The sequence below is a fragment of the Paraferrimonas sedimenticola genome (genome assembly GCF_002282855.1).
Taxonomy (GTDB): Bacteria; Pseudomonadota; Gammaproteobacteria; order Enterobacterales; family Shewanellaceae; genus Paraferrimonas; species Paraferrimonas sedimenticola.
Map to the genome: position 1 here is coordinate 371,275 of NZ_NRIR01000002.1, position 16,841 is coordinate 388,115.

The following is a 16,841-nucleotide window of genomic DNA, read 5'->3' on the forward strand; positions in this document are numbered from 1 at the left end:
CGGCGCAAAAAACAGGAGTTCACATGGCGCACTTATCCCCGCTCGCAGCAGACCTTCACCCAGAGCTTGAGAAAGATTTTGCCATCTTTATCGATATTCTAGGCTTCATTCCCAACAGTTTGCTGACTATGCAGCGCAAGCCGGCGATAGTGAAGGGTTTTGGGGTGCTAACTCAAGCGGTGATGTCCAAAGACAGTGAGGTGGACTTCGGCTTTAAACGCTTGTTAGCGCACTTCGCCTCTAACGCTGTGGGTTGTCGTTACTGCGAGGCGCACAGTTTGGTCGCCGCCCAAATTCACGGCATTGATGATGCTAAATTGGCCGAGTTGTGGAGCTATCAAACCAGTGAGCTCTACTCGGAGGCCGAGCGAGTGGCGTTAGATTACGCTTTAGCGGCGGCTAGTGTGCCCAATGCGGTCGACGAAGCTTTGATGGTGCGTATGAAACAACACTGGAGCGAAAACCAAATCGTCGAGATTTTAGGTGCTGTATGCCTTTACGGCTTCTTAAACCGTTGGAACGATTCAATGGCGACGGATCTCGAAGAGGCCCCACTGGCTATGGCGCAAGCGGTATTGGATCCCAACTGGAATGCCGGAAAGCACGGTGGCTAACACTTGATTTAGGCTTCTTGACCCAGATCACGCCAATTTTGTTGGGGGCGATATAGAGTAAGAAATACATCGGATTGCTTTAACTATTTCTCTAACAAAGGAGGCCAAGCATGACGGTACCCAAGTCAGAACTTATCGCCCTTTTAGACTTCCCACGCCGCAAAATGCTGGCGATGATGGAGCTGGGTGAATGCCCCCACAATGGCTTTTTCGATCTTAGTGATTTGCGCTGCCAAACTTGCCATCAGGGCAGCGAGTGTCGTTGGGTGAATCACAATGACCAATGCGTTGACTTAGACAGTAAGACGCTTGAAGACCTTCAGCAGCAAATTCTCAAAGCGGCGGATTTCATCGACGCCAGTCTGGATCTAGACCATCAATACCGCGAAAGCTGCCAATGCGATAATTGTCGCTGGTTAACCAAAGCCAATAAAACCCTCACCGCCCTAGCCTGATTTCTAGGGCGCATTGCCTCTTGTGAGCCGAGCTTGCCTTGCGCTAGAGTGGAGCCTGTTTTTATAAAGCAGGAGCGTCTATGCAAGCCGAGTTTTGGCACCAACGCTGGTCTAAACAGCAGATTGGCTTTCACCTACCCGGGGTAAACCCACTACTAGAGCAATACTGGCCGCGTCTGGGCGCGAGCAAAGATGCACGAGTGTTTGTGCCTTTGTGTGGCAAATCGTTAGACATGGGTTACTTGATGGCTACACAGGCGAGTGTGGTTGGTTGTGAGTTAAGCCAAACTGCGGTGGAGCAGTTTTTTGACGAAGCCGGCTTGGCCGTCGAATGCACAATTAAAGGCGAGCATCAAAGCTATCAGGCGCAAAACATTGAATTGATTCAGGGTGACATCTATACGCTGGAGCAGGCCTCAATTGGCGATTGTGACGCCTTTTATGACCGCGCCGCATTAATTGCCTGGCCCGAGTCGATGCGAGCCGATTATGCGCGCCAGTTGGCCAGTTTGCTCCCTAGTGGCAGTCGAGGGATGCTCATCACTTTAGACTACCCTCAGGCGCAAATGGACGGCCCTCCGTTTAGCGTGCCTCAGTGCTGGGTTGAGCAGTACTTAGGCGAGCACTTTGACATTGAATTGGTGAGCGAGACCGATGTGTTGCAAGACAACCCCAAGTTTTTAAAGAAAGGGGTTGAACGTTTGAGTGAGACTGTCTACTTCCTCACGCGCAAATAAGTTACACGAATTTCAGACACTAAAAAGGCGACCCGAGGGTCGCCTTTTTCACAATCCAAACTCTGGATTAGAAGGTGTAGCGGATACCAACGGTAACCAACTTGTCGTCCAAGTTGATTTTGTTGTCTACTAGAGTAGTTGAACCATCGAACTGAGTGTACTGACCGTATAAGAAGGCGTTGCTAGACAAGTTGTAGTGTGCGCCTACAGAAAACTGCTTCAGGTCGAAGTCTTTCATATCCTTCAGGAATTGCTCACGCTGGTCATTGTTTTTGTTTTGGTCTACAAATGCAAATTTCGCAAAGTTACCTAGGCCAGAGTTGTCTTGACCGTACTGAGCTTTTAGCAACCAGTCGCCAATCGCGTAAGTTGCGCTGGCCACATAGGTTTGACCTTTACGATCAACGCCAGGCATGGCACTTTCAGAGTTTTGGTAAAGTAAACCAAGGGTTAGGTCGGCAACTTTACCTTGAGCAACACCACGTACCGCTTTGATGTCTTCTAGTCCATCAACCATAGCACCGGCTACGTAGAACTTTTGCTCTTTGAAGCCTTTGTCACCAATGGTGGCGTTTAGGGCGTAAGCGCGGTCAGCGTACTTAGCGTTACCGTCGTTCAGTACGTATGAACCGTTAACAGTGACTAGGTTGGCGATGCGTGGCGAGTAGTAGTTTACTACGTCAGCTTCACGGCCTTGACCTGGCAACAGACGGTCGATATCTGAGTTACCGTTACCGAAAGCATCGATTTTGCCTTCAGACTGCTTGAATACCGAGTCTTCGCGACCAATGATGGCGCTACCAGCAACAGATTGAACACCAATCCAAGTAGCACGAGAGCTGAATGGGCTGCTCGCGTTAGAAGTCATGCCGTTGGCACCAACTTCCACTTTGTAGATTACGTCAAGGTCCTTAGCAACGTTGTGCGCACCCTTGATACCGATCATAGAGGCGTTGTTCTCAAGAACAGTACCGCCAACACCACGGTCTTCGCTGCGCATTGAAGCGATGCCGTTGTTTGAATTAGTTACAGAAACGTCTAGGCGACCGTAAACGGTTGGACCTTCAGCCATAGCTGCGAAAGAAGAAGCGGCTAGCAGAGAAGCTACTGACGCAGAAAGAAGTGATTTTTTCACATTATGCTCCTAAAGCACCCCTAAAGGGGTATTTTTCTATTCAATCTATGTAATCGAAAACTAGATTGCTGTAATGGCGAAGATTTTCCCTGATCCGTCTCGCCAATTCGGAGCGCATTGTTACAGATCGAAAGACCACTTTTTGTGGTGAACCTCTCAATTTAAAAGTGCTAAATTAGCACCTCATGTAAAACTTGTTATGAAAGCTTGTTAAATGTATATAAAGATGATCTAAAGTGTGAATCCTCGCGAAAAAGGCAGGAAAATGGAGCCAAAAATAAGCGGATGTTGCACCCCAAAATCCGCTTGACTGATATAATGCCGCGACGAAATGTAGTGAGAGATTTAACCGTGAGTGAAGCTTACCAGATGCGATTTGGAGGCATAGGTCGCCTTTATGGACGCAATGCATTAAGTCTGTTTGCTCAATCCCATGTAATGGTGATTGGGATTGGCGGCGTGGGTACATGGGCGGCGGAAGCCTTGGCCCGAAGTGGTATCGGCCATCTGAGTCTGGTGGACTTGGACGACATTTGCATCACCAATACCAATCGCCAAACTCATGCGCTTAGCTCCACAATCGGCGAGTCGAAAGTTGAGGTAATGGCCGAGCGCATCACAGCAATCAACCCAGAGTGCAAAGTGGCGCAATTTGAAGACTTTGTCAGCTCGGACAATCTAGCCCAAGTACTGGCCAGTAAACCGGATTATGTAGTTGATTGTATTGACTCAGTTGCGGCTAAAGTGGCTTTGATTGCCTATTGTAAGCGCTACAAAATTAAGTTGATTAGCGTGGGAGGCGCCGGTGGGCAAATGGACCCAACTCAGGTGCAGGTGTGCGATCTAGCCAAATCTTATCAAGATCCGCTACTGGCCAAAGTGCGTAACCAACTGCGTCGAGACCATGGTTTTAGCAAGAACCCCAAGCGCAAGTTTTCGGTGGAGTGCGTGTTTTCCACCGAGCAACTCACCTATCCCAGCGCCGATGGGCAAGTGTGTCAGCAAAAGCCGCAAAATGGCGGTTCGATGCGGATGGACTGTGCCAGCGGTTTCGGTGCTGTGACGCCAGTGACTGGGACTTTTGGTTTCGTGGCCGCCAGTCGAGTGTTGGCGAAACTGGCAAAGCGCGCAGAGTCGACGCACAATTAGGTAAAGGCTTGTAACAACTGCCCGTAGAAACGGGTCTTAAGTTACTGGGGTTGGTTAACATTTATTCAGTCTGAGTTCAGTGTCGATGGGATAGACTGTGCTTAACCTGGCATGAGAGCAATGGGGAATGTTATGAAACTATTTAACTGGCTAGCCGCCGCTGCACTGGTAGCTGTGAGTGTTAGCGCCAATGCAAAAGACGATTTTGAGCCCACCTATGTGGTAGAGCGCGGCGCTGTGACCGTGACTTGGCAAGATCACAAAGAATACCGTGACGTTCGCGCGGCGAACGACATTCAAAGCCGCTTCGCCAAGCGCGCATTTGACCGTATCACCAAGCAGCTTGAGAAAGACGCTCGCCCTGTATTGAAAGAAGGGCAGACCTTGCACATGACTGTGACCGAGCTAGATTTGGCCGGTGATGTTCGTCCTACCTTTGGTGCGGGTCCAAACGAGATTCGTCTGATTGAAGGCATCTACCCGCCGCGCATCACTTTCACTTATCAAGTGAAAGAAGGGGACAACGTGGTGGTTGAAGGCGAGCAAGACATTAAAGACTTGGGCTTTGACACCAAAATGCGTACTCCGCAAGCCAACCACAATACCTTCTACTACGAAGGCCGCATGCTAAAAGAGTGGTTACGCAAAACCGTTCAGCCTGCGTTGGAACAAGGCTAAACCAATCCCAAATTAGCAAGAGCCAGTCGTTATGACTGGCTTTTTTGTGCGCCGGATAATTGTTGCTTGAACTGAGCGAGAGTATTGAGCAATAGCCCGAGCTTGCTAACCAGAGGTTTGAGCTGTTCTGGGTCAAGCTGCTCGCTGGCCGCTAGCTTGTCGTAGTCCGACACTACCTCCTCCAAGTAAGGCATGAATCGGTTAGATTCTGCAGTAAACCCTTGATCAGCTTTGAAGATCTTACCGAAGTTAGCATGGCCTTTTTGACCGAGCTGTTCTAAGGTTTTATCAGCATCGTGAACTTGACGGTAGGCGGTTTGCAGGCTGGCTCGAATTTGGGCAAGCACAGTATCTGTTGCCATCTAGGCCTCCTAATAGGCGCGCGAAACAAAGGCACAAAGTATAAAAGGGCAAGGCTATGACTCGCAAGATGGGCGTTCTACTCATTGGTTTTCTATTTAGCGCTTTGGCCAGTTTTTCTGGCGTGGCGGATACCGATGCCAAGCCCCCCTTCTTTGAAGTGACGGTAAACGGGAAAACCACCTATTTGTTGGGCTCGGTGCACGTTGGGCGAGCGCAAATGTACCCATTGCCATCAGCTGTTGAAGCTAAACTGAAAAGCGCTGAAGCGATTGTGTTAGAAGTGCTGATAGAGAACGCCGACTTACCGACGTTAATGCAAAACTACGGCATGGGTAAGCCGCAGTTGCCCGACGATGTGGCGCAGAAGCGCCAGCGCTTTTGCGAAGATTATGTACGCGAGTGCGCCAGTATCGATGTGCTGCAGCCTTGGATGCAAGCCTCAATGATTACCATGCTGCGCTTTGGCGAATTAGGGCTGACCCCGGAATACGGCGTCGAAAGCTACATCAGCAATCGATACGCTCAGTTGCCACGCTATGAGCTAGAAAGTACCGAGCTGCAATTTAAAATGTTTTCCAGTTTATCTGCGGAACTTCAATTGCTGATGCTCAAGGACGCCCTAGAAGCGCAACCGGCAGAACTCAGCGAGCTGTTGGATGCTTGGGGCGGTGGCGATCCAGCGGCATTGACCGAGCTGGTCAAAGCGGGATTTGGCGATAATCCCGAGCTGTTTGAGAAAATCATAGTGGAGCGCAATCGCGATATGGTGAGCGCTTTATTGCAACTACTTACAAGTGCCAAGCAAAACAAGCTGTTTGTGGTGGTTGGTGCGGCGCACCTGGTGGGACCCGATTCGATGCCACAAATGCTCAGTGAGAAAGGCGCAAAAGTGGTGGATTGTTTTGCGCAGACTTGTGGGGTTAGCTGGTGACGCTAAGCCATTAATTTAAAATGCTCACTGCACTAAATCTGGCGACGCTGATACAATAGGGGTTTGCTAAATTGCCAGTGGGCCTTATCGATACACTATGTCTCAACAAATTCAATTGACCAAATTGCCTTCCTTGTTTTCGGTTTACCGAAGAATTCTGTTTGCTCGCAAGCCGGGTTGGGACGGTAAGCCACTACCAGAGATCCAGGTCAACCTGTCTCATTGGCAAGCGGACCAGGCCAAGGTCAATCAATACTGTCACGTGTGCGGATTCGAAGCTAACCGAGACATCCTGCCACCGACCTACTTGTATACTCAAGTGTTTCGCTTGCATGCAATAATCTTTACCGATGCGGCGATTACCTTTCCGCTGTGGGGCATGATCCACCTGAAAAATACCATTCAGCAGTTTCGCGATGTGGCGACGAATGAGAATTTGCGCCTAAGTTGCAGCTTGTCTGGTAGTAGTGAGAGTGATGCGGGGCTGGAGTTTGAGTTGGTATCCAAAGCCTTCGCCGGTGATGAGTTGGTATGGCAAGCCCACTCGACCTATTTGTACAAAGCCCCCGGCGGCAAACGCAAGCGCGCTCGTCCGCCAAGAGCATCGGATATGCCTTGGGAGCCCGTGGGCAACTGGCCATTGCCGCAAGACCTCGGCCGCGCTTATGCCAAAGCCAGTGGCGATTACAATCTAATTCACATTCACCCACTGCTGGCTAAACAGTTTGGTTTTGATAAGATTTTGGCTCATGGCATGTGGTCTAAGGCTCGTTGCGTTGCCGAGTTACCGCAGGCTCAAAGAAGTGGCGCTTGTGAAATTGGCGTGGAGTTCAAACTGCCGTTGTTTTTGCCAGCCAAAGTCAGCTTCGGCTATCAAATTGAGCAGGACCAATGTCGTTTTGAGCTTCGCGACGAGCGCGGCCGCAGACCGCATCTCGTCGGTTGGAGCAAGCCCCTTAGCTCTGATTAAAAGTGGTATTGCACAAACAAGGTGTTGTAGTTGCTACCGCCACCGATTCGGCCAAAGGCTGAACTCGACTCAAAGATGCCGCTGCGATGGTGAATCGCAACACCAACCCACCAAGGGTTTAGACTAGGGGCTGAAAACCAGTCCCCTAGATTAATCCCCAAACTAAAGTCCAGATAGTTAAGCAGCTTTGACGGGCGATACCCTTTGCGGTCCATTTCTGAACCTTCTACGTAGGTGATATCACTGATGTAGCTCAAGCCTTGGGCCACACCAAAACGCCACTTTCGCGGCCAGTTGACGTTAACAAAGGCTTTGAGCGCAATAACCCCTTCAACAGCCCGCTTTTGCACTTGGGATTCATAGTGGTAAGCCAGACCCGAGGTAAAGTACACATCCAGCGGCAGGGTAAGCAATTCAGTGGCTATAGGAATGCCATAAAACGCGGAGGTTAGCTGGTTGTTGTACGGGTCTTTTACCCACTTCCCGGCGAGAATGTCACCCAGATTGGATGTGGTTCCCCAACCGTGGGACACTCGCACAAAATGCCCTTTGTGGCCCTTGAACGGTTCGGTGAGTTGTTTTTCTGTCGGGTAGAAACCAAAGCCTAGGTAAGTTTCAAATTGACGATTGACCTTAACCGTGGGTAAGTCTTTAATCGCGCGTTCGTGCTGAGTCACGCCGGCCTGGCCGATAAGGTGGAGGTTGTCCCACACCTTGTATTTGGCTTCCACACCGCCGCCAATAGATACGCCCGCTTTTGTGTCAGCTCGGTTAAATGCGAAATAGAAACGGTTGTAACTGGCTGATTTCCAACGCGACTCTAAATAGGTATGCAAGTCTAGTCGGCCAAATCTAAAGTACTTACCGGCGCGTCCTAACAGTGAGAAGTTGCCGCGAGTATCACTGAGTAAAGACACGTCTGCGTGCCAGTCCCACTCGGCTTCGTAGCGGTACTGCAGGCCGTGGTCTAACGCCGAGCCCCTAAACTGGTTTTGGTATTGGCGCGGAATATCAAAGAAGCGGTACTTGGCAAAATAGTTGACTTGATGTCCCTCATCTTCCCAAAGGTGCGCTCCACCTTCGACTCCCTCGATGTAAAAGATTTCCCCCCGATAGGTCAGCAGTGGTACCACATCGAGCACGGTGCGCTCGGCGGTCTCGTAGGGAATAAGCGCGTTGCGCACACCAATCGCCACGCCCCAATAGGGGGCGGGCTTTGGCTCGCTGTCTTTGGCTTGAGCGTTATCGGGCTCTGGCTCCGTTGTATTTGCACTGGCCCCAAAACTCAGCATTAGGGCAAGTGCAATGGCGCTAGCTTTGCTTAGTTTCATTGAACAAATGCACATCCGTTTGTGGGAATGGAATCGAAATACCTTCGGCATCAAAGCGCTGTTTTACCGCTTTTGTGACATCCCAATGGACGTCCCAATAGTCCTCTGGTTTAACCCATGGGCGTACCACAAAATCCACCGACGAGTTGTTTAGTGTGTGGACTTTTACCTTGGCTTCCGGGCTCTTGAGCACCTTAGGGTGATTGTCGACGATATCGCGAAGTACGCGCTCAGCATGGTCTAAATCGTCTGAGTAACTGATGCCAAATACCATGTCGATGCGTCGGTGATTCTCGGCAGTAATGTTGTTGATGATATCACCCCAAATCTTATTGTTTGGAATGATAAGGCGCTGATTGTCCAGTGTTTTAATGGTAGTAGAAACTAGGCTCATATGGCTGACGACGCCAGTAACGCCCGCGGCAATCACCAGATCGCCAACGTCATAGGGACGGTACACCAGAATCATCATGCCCGAGGCAAAGTTAGATAGCGTGTCCTGCAGTGCGAAACCAATAATCACACCGGCGATGCCAAAGCCCGCTAGTAAGGGGCCGAGTTCTAACCCAAGTTGTGACAGTCCGATTAGCACACCAATCACAATGACCAGCTTAGCCGCCAGATTGGTGAAAAAGTCTTGTAGTAACTGACTGAAATTTAACTTTGAAGTTTTTACGGCGCGGCGCACCAGCTTGGCAGCCACTCGCGACAGGATAACCGCCACGGCGAGAATGGCGACAAACACCAGAATCTTGAACACCAGTCCAGGACCGCTTTCGGTGAGCTCGCTTTTGGCCTGTTGCCACCATTGCTTGGCCAGTTTTTGCGCCAGATTAATACTCAAAACATCCTGAGTGATGTCACCTGTCATGGTAAACAGCGCCTGTTGATACCCTGTGGTGTCCAGACCCAAGCTATTCATCAAGGGAATGCTCTTAGATAAGCTGGCGTCGACGGCTCTGAGATGTGAGCGGATCGCGGCGCTTTGGGCGGCTAACTCTGATTGTTGATCCGCTGGTAGTAGTGCCATTTTAGCCGACAGCTGGTCCAGTTTCTGCTGACTGAACATGGCATAGTCCACCAACAGGTCGGCTCTCTGGTCTAGCTGGCTTCTGAGGGCAGCGCGTTCGTTTTGAGTATCTATGCCGGCTTGCTCGGCCCAGTCTAAGGTCTCAAGCAGCGCGAGGTAATAGGCATCCATTTGTTGATAGCGGCGGACGATACCATCAAGTAGGTCGTTGGTGGGGGCTTTATCATAGGCTTTGTTGAGAGCCTGTAAGCGCTTGTCTAAATAGCCAGCGTATTGGCCTAGCCAGGCGAGCTGCGCCTGTAATTCAGCCTCGCCGGACTGTCCTGACAATTGACTGCGAGACCGACTCCAGCTTTGTTGTAAGCGAAACTCTGCCAGCTGTAACGACTCACTTAAAAAGTGGCCATCAGACTCAGCGCTTTGCGCTTGGGCTTCGAGCTGGGCTAATTCTTGATCCAGATTATTGGCGTTAGCTTGCACAGTGACAAGCAACAAACTGATTCCCAAAAGCCAAACTAGTTGGCGCACGACCATTGGCATAGCGTTTCCTTCGCGTGTTATTAAATTGTGAATAATCCCAGTGTAAGTGACGAGCTTTAGAAAGGAAAGATTTGCGGGGAAAGGTCGCTACCAGTAGACTAAGCCCCCTTTTTGACCAAAACCGGTGGATTATGTTTTGTCCGCACTGCGCCAAAACTCTGCGCTTTAGCCAAGTCAGCGAATACCAAGTTGAAGGAATGCAACGCTACATCCGTTGCTATCACTGCGATACTTGGTTGGCCAATAGTGGCCGCATCGTGATGACCAAGGTGGTTAGCTTTTACTTAGCGGCGGCCGGTTTTGCTGTGTCTTACTTTTGGCCTGAATGGCAGCTACCGGCGTTGCCAGTCTCTATCTTTAGTTTGGTGGTGATGTTGATGAGCCATCTGATGGATCAGTGGTCGGTTGTTGAACACCCGCCGGCGCCCAGAAAAGCAAAAGCGGGCTGATGCCCGCTTTGTGATTTACATTTCGACAGTCTGATTGGCTAACGACTCTTCTACTAAGTAAATTCCACCGAATATGGCCACGGCTAAAAGTAGCATAACGCTAATGATGCCAATGTTGGCTTTGATAAAAGACATAACAAGGTTCCTCTGTTTAGCGCCCTACAGTGACACTGTTAAAAGTAATATACGAATGAGTAGCCGTCGTCCACGGTGATAGCAAAAATTGATTATACGATGGCTTGACGTCGGTTTAAATACGTACAAACGGGCGTATAGATCGGTTTTCCCTACCTGTTGGATCAGTTCTTTCGAAGCTTTGCCGACTACAAGGGACCAAGGTCTATCGGTGTTTTACTGCTCTGATGGGCTTCTTCGCGGACTAGCTTCGGCACTAAGAATCCGGGGAGTAATTTTAGCAAATGCTGCATTAATTCCAAAGCGCTTGCGTGAGGCAGGTCGAAATGCTGAGCGCCGTCTACTTTGTCGAGCAAATGTAGGTAGTACGGAAGGACGCCGGCGTCGAATAGGCGCTCGGATAAGGCGGCCAGTACTTTGGGAGAGTCGTTAACCCCTTTTAACAGCACGCTCTGGTTGAGCAGCGTCACGCCAGAAGCTTTGAGCATGCGCAAGCTGTCGGCAAGTTGAGCGCTTATCTCATTTGGGTGGTTGGCATGCAGCACCAGTACAGTTTGCAGGCGCGACTGAGAAAGGGTTTGGGTTAATGCCTCAGTCAGCCGGCTTGGCATCACCACGGGTAAGCGGGTGTGAATGCGCAAGCGTTTGATGTGGGGGATTGCTTCGAGATCCCTTGCGTATTGTTCAAGCTTAGCGTCCTTGGCCATCAGTGGGTCGCCGCCGGAAAATATCACTTCATTGAGCTCGGGATGTCGCGTTAAGTATTCCAAGGTCTGTTGCCATTGAGCTTGGCCCATGCTGTTGTCTTGGTACGGGAAATGACGACGAAAACAATAGCGGCAATTTACCGCGCAACCACCTTTGAGCATCACTAGTACGCGAGATTGGTACTTGTGCAGTAAACCCGGTTGTGCGGCTTGCTGCTCTTGAAGGGGGTCGGTGCTGAATCCCGGGGCTTGTACAAACTCGTCGGCTAGGGGCAAAACTTGCCTGAGCAAAGGGTCGTTTGGGTCGCCTTTTTTCATCAGACCGACGAAGTGTCGCGGCACGCGCATCGGAAACAAACGACGGGCTTTGATGTGTTGTTGGTAATCTGCCGGATCGAGCGACACTAATGTCAGTAATTCGGTGGGATCCGTGACACATTGGGCTAACTCTTTTTGCCAATCTGAGTGCAAATTTGCGGGAATTCGGGTTATCATTTTGCGATTAGTGACTTAACGTACCTGAGACGAGAACAAACATGGCTTCTGTTAGCACCAACGAATTCAAATCTGGCCTAAAAATCATGCTGGATGGTGAACCTTGTAATATTATCGAAAACGAAATTGTTAAGCCAGGCAAGGGGCAAGCCTTTAACCGCGTAAAAATCCGTAAATTGATTTCCGGTAAAGTGCTAGAAAAAACCTTCAAGTCCGGTGAATCGGTAGAGCGTGCTGACGTAATGGACATCGAATTGGCCTACTTGTACAGCGATGGCGAGTTTTGGCACTTCATGGACAACAGCAGCTTTGAGCAAGTGGCGGCGGACGCCAAGGCCATTGGCGATCAAGAAAAGTGGTTGGTGGAGCAAGACATTTGCACCGTGACCACTTGGAATGAAAACCCAATCGCAGTGACTCCACCCAACTTTGTTGAGCTTGAAGTGGTAGAGACCGACCCAGGCCTTAAAGGCGATACTCAGGGTACTGGTGGTAAGCCTGCGACTCTAAGCACTGGCGCCGTGGTTCGCGTACCTCTGTTCATCGCAATCGGCGAAGTGGTTAAAGTTGACACGCGCAGCGGTGAATACGTAGAACGCGTTCGCAAGTAATCGCTTATCAAAGTTTTTTATTAATGTTTTATTGAAAGCGGAGCCTTAGCTCCGCTTTTTTGTCTCAAAAGAGGCCTCAATGTCACAGTGGCAACCCAGTATCGATATCGACACCCTAAAAGCTCGTGCTCAGTTCATCGCCAGTATTCGCCAGTTCTTTGCTGAACGCGATGTGCTAGAAGTGGAAACGCCCGCGTTGGCGCACGCAGGGGTGACGGATCTGCATCTGCAAAACTTCGAGACTGAGCTGGCGGCACCGGGCCAGGATTCTGGGCGCTGTTTGTACCTGCAAACTTCGCCTGAGTATCACATGAAGCGTTTGTTGTGTGCCGGGGCTCCGGCTATCTATCAAATCAGTAAGGCGTTTCGCAACGAAGAGTGGGGCCGTTTTCACAACCCAGAATTTACCATGTTGGAATGGTATCGCCCGAGATTTGATCACTGGCAACTGATGGACGAAGTAGACGCGTTGGCCCAGCATACTCTTGGTTGCCGACCGGCACTGAAATCCAGCTATCAAGCACTGTTTATCGAACACACCGGATTAGACCCACTCAGTGCGAGCGACCAAGCCTTGCGCCAGCGTAGCGAGGGATTGGGAATGAGCGACGCCGTGGCTAATAGCGACCGCGATACTCTGTTACAGCTGTTGTTTAGCTTTGTGGTTGAACCCAGTATTGGTCTTGAACAACCTCAGCTGGTGTACGACTTTCCCGCCTCGCAAGCGGCCTTGGCTAAGCTAAATCCCAAAGATAGTCGAGTGGCCGAGCGCTTTGAGCTGTATTACCGCGGGGTTGAATTAGCCAATGGGTTTCACGAGCTACAAGATGCTGATGAGCAGGCCAAGCGATTTGAAAAGGACAACCAGTTGCGAGTGCAGGCGGGATTACCAGCAAAACCGGTTGACCAACATTTATTGTCAGCGCTCGCTCACGGGCTGCCGCATTGCGCAGGGGTGGCCTTGGGCGTGGACCGTTTGTTTATGATTGCTCGCGGACTGACTCATATCGAGCAGTCCATCGCCTTTGCTGCCGAGCGGGCTTAAGAAGCTTGCTTCCAATTGGCTCGAATGCGCTTGAGCTGAGATAAGTGTTTCAGGTTGGTTAGTCCAATGCCGACCATATTGGCCAGTTTGCGAAGCAGAATCTGCAGACGCAACCCAATGCCTTTGGATTGTCCGCGTTTCCGAGAGCCAATGTGGCTATCAAATTCGTCGCGATTCTGTCCCAAAATAGGCGGAGAGATATCGAACAGCGGCATTTGGTGTTTGTGAAAGTTGCGAATGAACACATCTACAGGAAATTCGAAACGCTCACTGGCGTCGATAAAGGCTTTGGCCACAGCTGGGCTTATCATGTAGCCCGATGTGCGCTGGGCCATCTTGATGAATTTGCGAAACTCAAAGCCTTGGTTTGCGCCAGCTAGCTGCCATTTAGAACTGCGATCCGGCTCTTCTAAGCGAATAAAACCCAACTCATTGGTGAGCGATTTGGCCAGCTCAAAGCCTTTGATGAAGTTATCGTACAGGGCGATATCATCTTCGAGTACCGCAATCGGCTGGTTAAGCTCAACGCATCGCTGCCAAATCAGGAAATGGCTAGCATAACAGCCCAATTCACCTGGCTGGGCATCGCGTCCGTAATTTAGCAGAAACTCACGCTTGTGATAGCGTGCCAATAGGGGGTGCTCTCCCAAACGCCCATCGACGGCGTCGAAAAACTCAAAGGACACCCCCAGCTGTTGTAACTGGCTAGAAATGTTCTCTCGACGGGCACTGTCTTGTGCCAGGCTAATCACCAAAACCTGCATATTCGCCTCGCAGACGCAAAAAGTGCCACGATGATAGGCCTAGGCACCTGAGCTTGCAAGGTTTATTGGCTTTGGTAGCGAGCAGCTCGACTGACTTTATCCGCAACTCTGGTGCGGAGCCAATAATCGCCATCCGCCGACAGTCTCGAACTGGCGGAATAGTTTTGCCAATGCTCGCCATCAACACTGTATTCCAGTGTCAGACCGGGAAATGGGCTATTCAAAAGCAGTTGTTTATCGACGACTTTGGCACCCGGCAGCGGGAGTCGCGGATGGATCCCCGCCTGAATCAAGCGCGGCAACTCATAGTGTCCCATGCGCTGAGCAAAGCTCGCCCAATCGGCATGTTGCTGTTGCACTAAATTCTTACCTTGCCAATCGGCTTGATGCCAAGCCCGCTCGGCAATTGCCGCTAGGCGTGGAAACACCATGGCTTGCATTTGCTCACGGGTACGCACGGTTTCGCTCCAAAGCTGGCCCTGAATGCCCAATAAGTTCTGCGGCTTTTGTAAACCGGGCAATTCTCGGCCGACTAGCTTAACCAAATCGGTGATGGCATCGCCAGCACGGGTGTAATCGGCGTTGGCGTATAGGTCGAGAGGGTTAAAACCAAAGGTCTTTTGCGTGTCGATAAAGCGCGCACCCCAGTAGTAGCCGCGCTCTTGTGGCGAGACTTCGTAGGGATGATCCAGGTACAAGTGGGTGACTGACGATAACACCACTTGGTAGTCGGCATTGGCCAGGCGATAAGCGCGATCGGCGACACCCCATTCCCAAATGTTATCCCAAGCGTGGGCCAGTACTTTATCGGTCGCGAATTGCTCGCGGGCGAAGGGCTGGGTTTGGTCGTACATCAGGCCGTCTTCCCAACCGGCTAAATTGAGACCTTTGGCTTTGGCGATTTGACTAACGCGGGCAGAGAAGTAGGCTTTGAGATCGGCCACCTGATTCACTGAGTTGCTCTTGTCTTGAATTAACGCCTGGCAGCTAGGCGAGCCTTCCCATGCACCTTTTGGGGTTTCATCTCCGCCAAAATGGAACCAATCCAACGGGGCATCTGCTTGTTGGTACATCTTCTGTACTTCAGTGATGATCTTATCCATGAAGCGATAGCTGGACTCAAGACACACGTTTATCGCGTTATCTGTGTAGTTTTGTACCGACAAATATTCGCTAGTATCGCCGCTTTCTGACAGCAAAAACTCCTGCGCTGCCTGAAGCTGATTCTGAGCCTTCAAACGCTGGTATCTGGCTTCCATGGCTTTGATAGCTGCGCGAGCATGGCCTGGAGTGTCGAGCTCGGGAATAACTTGAATGTGATGCCGCTTGGCCAGGGTTAGCAGTTCAATAAAATCCGCCTTGCTCAAATAGCCATTGCCGGCAGCGTTGGCGTGGGGACCATTGCCCAGTTGAGGCAACAAACAAGCTTGCTCGCTAAGGTCAAAACAGCGTTTACCACCGACTTCGGTTAGCTCTGGAAGCCCTGGGATTGCCAGCCGCCAGCCTTCGTCGTCGCTTAGGTGCAGGTGTAATCGGTTCAGCTTATAGCGGCCCATTTGCTCGATGAGTTGGGCGATGGCGTGCTTTCCGTGAAAGTTACGGCCGATGTCATAGTGCATGCCACGCCAGGAATACAGGGGGGCATCCTCGATAACTAGGTTGGGAAGCGTTGCGCTGTGCTTGGCGTCCAACGGAATCAGCCTCAGTAAAGATTGCACCCCATAGTAAACACCGGCGTTGTCGGCCCCGCGTATTTGAATGGCATCTTGAGTGATAGTCAGGCGGTAAGATTCAGACTCAGCAAGATTGGAATCTATGCTGAGCTTCAAAGGCCGGTTGGCGGCTGTGCTGGCATTGGATAACTGGATTTGGTGTTGCGCTAATTCGCTTAACAGCAAGTCAGCGCTGTCGGTCAGCTTGGCGTCGTATTCGAGATGCCAATCGGCGTTTAGCTGGGTCTCACCAGGGTTTATTGACACTGATTTTGGGCTGGGGATCAGACGAGGGCTCGCCGTGTTGGTTTGGGCATAAGCGCCTTGATTGCGCTGATAGCGCCACTCCAGGTCAGCTTGGGTGAACTTGTCTTCGGGATAGCGCTTGAGCTGAGCTTGGGTCGTGAAAGGAATGACGAAATCGTTGTAGTTTTCACTATCGCTGTTGGCAATGGTAATGGCGCTACCGTTTGGGCCAACCAAAAAGGCCCTTGGCATGAAATCGCTCTCGCTAGCGACCCAATTGCCCCCTTGGTATTCCACTGTAAGTTGCTCACCGGGAGCTAATCCAGCAAAGCTTGCAGTGGGCGTTAGCTGAAACAAGTCACCTTGAATATGCTTGATGACAACGCTGTCATTAAAGACCTTATCAATGAAGCGGATATTGTGAATGTATAGGCTCCAGTCACTTTGGCCAGCGGGGAGGGTTTGAGAACCGGTATTGGTCAGTTGAATCACACCTGTGTGCTTGCCCGATTCACGTACGTTGGATACAACCCCTTGTTTAAACTGAAGTTGCTGAGCAAAGGATGGCCAATCAACGGCGGTTTCGGCGATGGACGGCATCGCTGTCAGGCACAGTGCTGCACAACTCAGCAGAGGGAAAGGGGAATAGTGTAGGGGCTTCAAACTCAGTTCTCCGTAACAAGGCGTGTAACACTTTTAACACAGCTTTAGTGGCAACGCCAATGCCGCTGCCACTAAAGTCTG

The 16,841-nt window shown here is 50.8% G+C and carries 17 protein-coding genes; 10 read left to right on the forward strand and 7 right to left on the reverse strand.

Features of this window, described 5'->3' with window-relative positions:
• Nucleotides 1–23 precede the first annotated feature (23 nt).
• The 3 genes from CLC93_RS05020 (at nucleotide 24) to CLC93_RS05030 (ending at nucleotide 1,806) form a co-directional block, all read left to right on the forward strand.
• Nucleotides 24–614 carry a carboxymuconolactone decarboxylase family protein gene (locus CLC93_RS05020; protein ID WP_095504852.1) on the forward strand — a complete coding sequence of 197 codons (591 nt, stop codon included), beginning with the start codon at nucleotides 24–26 and terminating at the stop codon, nucleotides 612–614.
• A 110-nt stretch (nucleotides 615–724) separates the two neighbouring features.
• Nucleotides 725–1,069 carry a hypothetical protein gene (locus CLC93_RS05025; RefSeq protein ID WP_095504853.1) on the forward strand — a complete coding sequence of 115 codons (345 nt, stop codon included), beginning with the start codon at nucleotides 725–727 and terminating at the stop codon, nucleotides 1,067–1,069.
• A gap of 80 nt (nucleotides 1,070–1,149) precedes the next feature.
• A complete protein-coding gene (locus CLC93_RS05030; RefSeq protein WP_095504854.1) occupies nucleotides 1,150–1,806 on the forward strand; it encodes a thiopurine S-methyltransferase in 657 nt (218 codons plus the stop codon).
• A 67-nt stretch (nucleotides 1,807–1,873) separates the two neighbouring features.
• Here the strand turns inward: CLC93_RS05030 and CLC93_RS05035 are convergent, their stop codons facing one another.
• Nucleotides 1,874–2,941, reverse strand: coding sequence for a porin (locus tag CLC93_RS05035; RefSeq protein ID WP_095504855.1), 1,068 nt, complete (start codon nucleotides 2,939–2,941; stop codon nucleotides 1,874–1,876).
• 351 nt (nucleotides 2,942–3,292) lie between these two features.
• Here CLC93_RS05035 and tcdA point away from each other — a divergent pair, with 351 nt between their 5' ends.
• Nucleotides 3,293–4,090, forward strand: a complete 798-nt coding sequence (gene tcdA, locus CLC93_RS05040; RefSeq protein WP_095505023.1) for a tRNA cyclic N6-threonylcarbamoyladenosine(37) synthase TcdA — start codon at nucleotides 3,293–3,295, stop codon at nucleotides 4,088–4,090.
• Nucleotides 4,091–4,222: 132 nt separating this feature from the next.
• Nucleotides 4,223–4,768, forward strand: coding sequence for a DUF3016 domain-containing protein (locus tag CLC93_RS05045; RefSeq protein WP_095504856.1), 546 nt, complete (start codon nucleotides 4,223–4,225; stop codon nucleotides 4,766–4,768).
• A 29-nt stretch (nucleotides 4,769–4,797) separates the two neighbouring features.
• On the opposite strand, the gene CLC93_RS05050 is transcribed toward CLC93_RS05045, so the two are convergent.
• On the reverse strand, nucleotides 4,798–5,130 hold the full coding sequence (locus CLC93_RS05050; RefSeq protein WP_095504857.1) for a prephenate dehydrogenase: 333 nt from the start codon (nucleotides 5,128–5,130) through the stop codon (nucleotides 4,798–4,800).
• Between the two features lie 56 nt (nucleotides 5,131–5,186).
• Between CLC93_RS05050 and CLC93_RS05055 the strand changes: the two genes are divergently transcribed.
• A complete protein-coding gene (locus tag CLC93_RS05055; RefSeq protein WP_095504858.1) occupies nucleotides 5,187–6,062 on the forward strand; it encodes a TraB/GumN family protein in 876 nt (291 codons plus the stop codon).
• Between the two features lie 97 nt (nucleotides 6,063–6,159).
• A complete protein-coding gene (locus CLC93_RS05060) occupies nucleotides 6,160–7,032 on the forward strand; it encodes a MaoC family dehydratase (RefSeq protein WP_095504859.1) in 873 nt (290 codons plus the stop codon).
• Here the strand turns inward: CLC93_RS05060 and CLC93_RS05065 are convergent.
• The gene (locus tag CLC93_RS05065) at nucleotides 7,029–8,363 is read right to left on the reverse strand and encodes a MipA/OmpV family protein (RefSeq protein WP_169902821.1); all 1,335 of its coding nucleotides are present in this window, start codon (nucleotides 8,361–8,363) and stop codon (nucleotides 7,029–7,031) included. The two genes, CLC93_RS05060 and CLC93_RS05065, sit on opposite strands and share 4 nt — an antisense overlap.
• Nucleotides 8,344–9,933: a mechanosensitive ion channel family protein gene (locus CLC93_RS05070; RefSeq protein WP_095504861.1), complete on the reverse strand. Its 1,590-nt coding sequence runs from the start codon at nucleotides 9,931–9,933 to the stop codon at nucleotides 8,344–8,346. Before CLC93_RS05070 ends, CLC93_RS05065 begins: the two co-directional genes overlap by 20 nt.
• Before the next feature lie 131 nt (nucleotides 9,934–10,064).
• Here CLC93_RS05070 and CLC93_RS05075 point away from each other — a divergent pair, with 131 nt between their 5' ends.
• A complete protein-coding gene (locus CLC93_RS05075; protein ID WP_095504862.1) occupies nucleotides 10,065–10,382 on the forward strand; it encodes a hypothetical protein in 318 nt (105 codons plus the stop codon).
• 323 nt (nucleotides 10,383–10,705) lie between these two features.
• Here CLC93_RS05075 and epmB read toward each other — a convergent pair whose 3' ends face one another.
• Nucleotides 10,706–11,719, reverse strand: coding sequence for an EF-P beta-lysylation protein EpmB (gene epmB / locus CLC93_RS05080; protein ID WP_095504863.1), 1,014 nt, complete (start codon nucleotides 11,717–11,719; stop codon nucleotides 10,706–10,708).
• A 41-nt stretch (nucleotides 11,720–11,760) separates the two neighbouring features.
• Here epmB and efp point away from each other — a divergent pair, with 41 nt between their 5' ends.
• Both efp and epmA read left to right on the forward strand, forming a co-directional pair.
• Complete coding sequence (gene efp / locus CLC93_RS05085) at nucleotides 11,761–12,330, forward strand: elongation factor P (protein ID WP_095504864.1); 570 nt, start codon at nucleotides 11,761–11,763, stop codon at nucleotides 12,328–12,330.
• Between the two features lie 79 nt (nucleotides 12,331–12,409).
• Nucleotides 12,410–13,375, forward strand: a complete 966-nt coding sequence (gene epmA, locus CLC93_RS05090; RefSeq protein WP_095504865.1) for an elongation factor P--(R)-beta-lysine ligase — start codon at nucleotides 12,410–12,412, stop codon at nucleotides 13,373–13,375.
• On the opposite strand, the gene CLC93_RS05095 is transcribed toward epmA, so the two are convergent.
• Entirely contained in the window at nucleotides 13,372–14,139 is a 768-nt protein-coding gene (locus CLC93_RS05095) for a glycosyltransferase family 25 protein (protein ID WP_095504866.1), read from the reverse strand. The two genes, epmA and CLC93_RS05095, sit on opposite strands and share 4 nt — an antisense overlap.
• 62 nt (nucleotides 14,140–14,201) lie before the next feature.
• Complete coding sequence (locus CLC93_RS05100; protein WP_141237342.1) at nucleotides 14,202–16,760, reverse strand: family 20 glycosylhydrolase; 2,559 nt, start codon at nucleotides 16,758–16,760, stop codon at nucleotides 14,202–14,204.
• Between the last annotated feature and the right edge of the window lie 81 nt (nucleotides 16,761–16,841).

Coding starts and splice junctions, on each gene's coding strand:
- CLC93_RS05025 (WP_095504853.1), top strand. CDS start 725: ATGACGGTACCCAAGTCAGAACTTATCGCCCTTTTAGACTTCCCACGC.
- CLC93_RS05045 (WP_095504856.1), top strand. CDS start 4,223: ATGAAACTATTTAACTGGCTAGCCGCCGCTGCACTGGTAGCTGTGAGT.
- CLC93_RS05050 (WP_095504857.1), bottom strand. CDS start 5,130: ATGGCAACAGATACTGTGCTTGCCCAAATTCGAGCCAGCCTGCAAACC.
- CLC93_RS05060 (WP_095504859.1), top strand. CDS start 6,160: ATGTCTCAACAAATTCAATTGACCAAATTGCCTTCCTTGTTTTCGGTT.
- CLC93_RS05055 (WP_095504858.1), top strand. CDS start 5,187: ATGACTCGCAAGATGGGCGTTCTACTCATTGGTTTTCTATTTAGCGCT.
- CLC93_RS05020 (WP_095504852.1), top strand. CDS start 24: ATGGCGCACTTATCCCCGCTCGCAGCAGACCTTCACCCAGAGCTTGAG.
- CLC93_RS05070 (WP_095504861.1), bottom strand. CDS start 9,933: ATGCCAATGGTCGTGCGCCAACTAGTTTGGCTTTTGGGAATCAGTTTG.
- efp (WP_095504864.1), top strand. CDS start 11,761: ATGGCTTCTGTTAGCACCAACGAATTCAAATCTGGCCTAAAAATCATG.
- epmB (WP_095504863.1), bottom strand. CDS start 11,719: ATGATAACCCGAATTCCCGCAAATTTGCACTCAGATTGGCAAAAAGAG.
- CLC93_RS05065 (WP_169902821.1), bottom strand. CDS start 8,363: ATGAAACTAAGCAAAGCTAGCGCCATTGCACTTGCCCTAATGCTGAGT.
- CLC93_RS05095 (WP_095504866.1), bottom strand. CDS start 14,139: ATGCAGGTTTTGGTGATTAGCCTGGCACAAGACAGTGCCCGTCGAGAG.
- CLC93_RS05030 (WP_095504854.1), top strand. CDS start 1,150: ATGCAAGCCGAGTTTTGGCACCAACGCTGGTCTAAACAGCAGATTGGC.
- CLC93_RS05075 (WP_095504862.1), top strand. CDS start 10,065: ATGTTTTGTCCGCACTGCGCCAAAACTCTGCGCTTTAGCCAAGTCAGC.
- epmA (WP_095504865.1), top strand. CDS start 12,410: ATGTCACAGTGGCAACCCAGTATCGATATCGACACCCTAAAAGCTCGT.